This is a genomic window from Candidatus Culexarchaeum yellowstonense (assembly GCF_024707025.1).
Taxonomy (GTDB): Archaea; Thermoproteota; Methanomethylicia; order Culexarchaeales; family Culexarchaeaceae; genus Culexarchaeum.
In genome coordinates, this window is the sequence record NZ_JANGFQ010000153.1 from 1 (window position 1) to 3,140 (window position 3,140).

4 protein-coding genes are annotated in these 3,140 nt (G+C 37.2%); 3 read left to right on the plus strand and 1 reads right to left on the minus strand.

Going from position 1 to position 3,140, the window contains the following annotated elements; translation table 11 throughout:
- A partial coding sequence (locus MRT15_RS10020; protein WP_304329955.1) for a SufD family Fe-S cluster assembly protein occupies window positions 1-1,192 on the plus strand: 1,192 nt, incomplete at its 5' end.
- Here MRT15_RS10020 and MRT15_RS10025 read toward each other — a convergent pair.
- Entirely contained in the window at window positions 1,189-2,058 is an 870-nt protein-coding gene (locus MRT15_RS10025) for an RsmD family RNA methyltransferase (protein WP_304329956.1), read from the minus strand. The genes MRT15_RS10020 and MRT15_RS10025 overlap by 4 nt on opposite strands.
- Window positions 2,059-2,147: 89 nt before the next feature.
- Between MRT15_RS10025 and MRT15_RS10030 the strand changes: the two genes are divergently transcribed.
- On the plus strand, window positions 2,148-2,594 hold the full coding sequence (locus tag MRT15_RS10030) for a cyclic nucleotide-binding/CBS domain-containing protein (RefSeq protein ID WP_304329957.1): 447 nt from the start codon (window positions 2,148-2,150) through the stop codon (window positions 2,592-2,594).
- A 227-nt stretch (window positions 2,595-2,821) separates the two neighbouring features.
- Window positions 2,822-2,995, plus strand: coding sequence for a ribbon-helix-helix domain-containing protein (locus MRT15_RS10035; protein WP_304329958.1), 174 nt, complete (start codon window positions 2,822-2,824; stop codon window positions 2,993-2,995).
- Window positions 2,996-3,140: the final 145 nt, after the last annotated feature.

Genomic DNA, 3,140 nt, shown 5'->3' on the forward strand with positions numbered 1-3,140 from the left:
AGAGGAAGTTAGGGAAAAGGCGAAGAGGGCAATCGATAAACCTCCAGCTCTTGGTTTGGATTTGGATATTTCAAAATTCAAATCTATATCTAAATCCTCTGAATCTATTTCTAGGGATTTGGAGGAGAAGGCTTCTGAAGTTGGTGTAGATCTTAGTGGTAGGGGGAGGGCTGGAAGCTATTTGCAGGTGGATTCCAGCATACTTATGGATTCCTCTTTCCATGAAGGTGTTGAAGTTTTACCCATATCTAAAGCCTTAGAATTGTATGATTGGATTCCAAATTACTATTGGAGGGCTCTTAATGTTGATATGGATAAGTTCACTGCCCTTTCTGAGCTTAAGTGTAGTGGTGGTGTTTTCATTAGGGTTAAGAGTGGCGTTAAAGTTGAACTTCCAGTTCAAGCATGCTTCTATCTTAAGAGTAGCGGTTTATCCCAGAATGTTCATAATATTATAATTGTTGAGGAGGGGGCTGAACTTAACGTTTTAACTGGTTGTGCTTCTCCGAGGGTTGGTGAAGCTCTGCATGTTGGTGTTTCGGAATTTTATGTTAAGAGGGGTGGTAAATTAACTTATACCATGATTCATTCTTGGAGTGAAGGTGTTGATGTTAGGCCTAGAACTGGGGTTTTATTGGAGGATGATGCATCGTTCACAAGTATCTATATTAATGTGAATCCAGCTAAAACTATTCAAACTATGCCAATAGTACACCTTAATGGTGAAAATTCCAGATCTAGCTTAGTATCCATAATTGTTGCTTCTAATGGTAGTGTTATTGATGTTGGAGGTGAAGCTCACCTTAATGGTAATGGTAGTAGAGCGGAAATAGTTTCAAAGGTTATTGCTAAGGATGATGCCAAAGTTATTTCCAGAGGGGTTATTGTGGGTGAAGGCTATAATTGTAGAGGTCACTTGGAGTGTAGGGGTATGTTGCTATCCTCAAAGGCTGTTATAAGAGCTATACCACAATTGGATGCTAAGAATGCTAGTGCCACATTATCCCATGAAGCTGCTATTGGAAGATTTTCTGAAGATGAAGTATATTACCTTATGTCCAGAGGGTTTAGTGAAGAGGAAGCTGTATCCATTATTGTTAGAGGGTTTATGGATATTGGACCTGTGGATCTACCACCATTATTAAGCAAATATGTGAAGTGGGTTCTAGATAATGTTTCCAGGAAGCTTTAGAGTTTGAAGGCTAAAACCCCCATTAAATCCCTCTTAACCTCAACTTTAAATCCAACACTCCTAAGCCTATTTGAAACCCCCTTAACGAAGTTTACTCTACGTTTTATTCCAGGTTGACCTGTATAGTGGTATAGGATTCCTCCAAACTTTAAAACTCTATAAAGCTCCTTGTAGAATTCCATGCTATAAAGTTCTCCAGCCAATTGAAATCTTGGTGGATCATGTATAATTCTATCAAAAGCCTCATCCCCCATTTCACGCACAACTTTTGCTGCGTCTTCAACTATAATCTTTATCCTATCATTCTCCAATCCTCTAGACCATGGGTTTATTTCCGCTATTTTCAGAACGTTTATATCCTTTTCTATGCTTATTATGCTATTTGCACCCATATTTGCTGAAGCTATTGCTGTATATCCAAGTCCTGTGCATATATCGAGTACTTCCAATCCCTTATGAACTTTTGCAGCTTTAACTTTCATTAATGCATCTTCCCATGGGGTTACCCCAGTTATTCTATGCATATGTATACCGTTAATCTCCAGTGTCGGTGCGGCTTTTTCCGCTACGCATCTAAGCTTATAATAATTCCCATCAGCATAAAACGCCACCTTCACAATATTCCCATCCTCAAGACAGTATACATCGTTACTGTCAATCAATTCTCTAAGCAATTCCATTTCAATTTCAAATCCATCCACAATCACAATGGAATCACGATTCACTATCTCCACATCCTCCTCTGATATGCCTAAATCAAAACTGACTTTCGCAAAACCCCTACGGGTATTTAATGCTTCAATTATCTTTATTGCAGTGTAACGTGACATCAGCTTCTTCCTATGGTAAGTATACTTGTACTCCATAACCCCATGGTTAATTGTGGGAATGAAACCCTTATTAATATTAACTAAACCTTTTTAAGCTTCAAAATTCAATTCTTTTAGGGTCTGCTATGATTAGGATAATTGATATTGCGGTTAAGGATGTTAAGGTCATAGATGAAGATGAAACTGTTGTTAAAGCTGCTGATATAATGTCGCAATATAACATTGGATGCTTAGTTGTGGTTAAGGATGGTAAACCTGTTGGGATAGTGACTGAGAGGGATATGTTGAAGAGGGTGATAGTTCCATGCTTAGATCCCAGGACAACAAAAGTTTCGAAGGTGATGTCTAAACCATTGATTTATGGGGATCCAGATATGGATCTAGTTTACGCGGCTAAGTTCATGATAAATAATAACATTAAGAGGCTTCCAATAATTGATCGTGGCAAACTTGTGGGGATAGTCACCTTAACAGATATATTAAGAGCCCTACCAGAAGTTGTTAAAGCATTGGAGGAAAGCTTGATAATTGACAAATTGCATCCAAGATTTAGAAAGCTGCTTAAAAAGTGAGGGTGATTCATAGGTTTATATGCGTCTAAAAAACAACAATACTTTACCCTTTGTTTAAATGTTAAGTTGATTTTGCATCATAGATATTCAATTCTTAAAGGAAATTTTTATTGACATATGGTTTTGCGAAATGCTTATATGTATTGGAGTGAATAGTTTATTTGACTCTCTGCAAAAAATTGGAAGTAAAAACATTAATACTACCATTTTTTTGCGTGGTGTATGCTTTGAGGAGTATACGGGTATCGATCCCGGATGATACTTTAAGGGACATTGACCTACTCATTAAAATTGGGCGTTACAATTCTAGGGATGAAGTCATTGCTAAAGCATTAAACGATTTTCTAAACAGAGAATTCGTTAAAATAAATTATGGTAAATATCTTACAAGGTCTTATTAGGTTTATGCGTATTTAATGAATATTTCGCCTATATATAGGCAAACCTTTATATTATTGCACCATTATACGTTTTATTTGGTGTATGCTTTGGTGTCGAGAAGTATGCTTGTATCTGCTTCAGCATTGACTGCAGCGTTGGTTTATG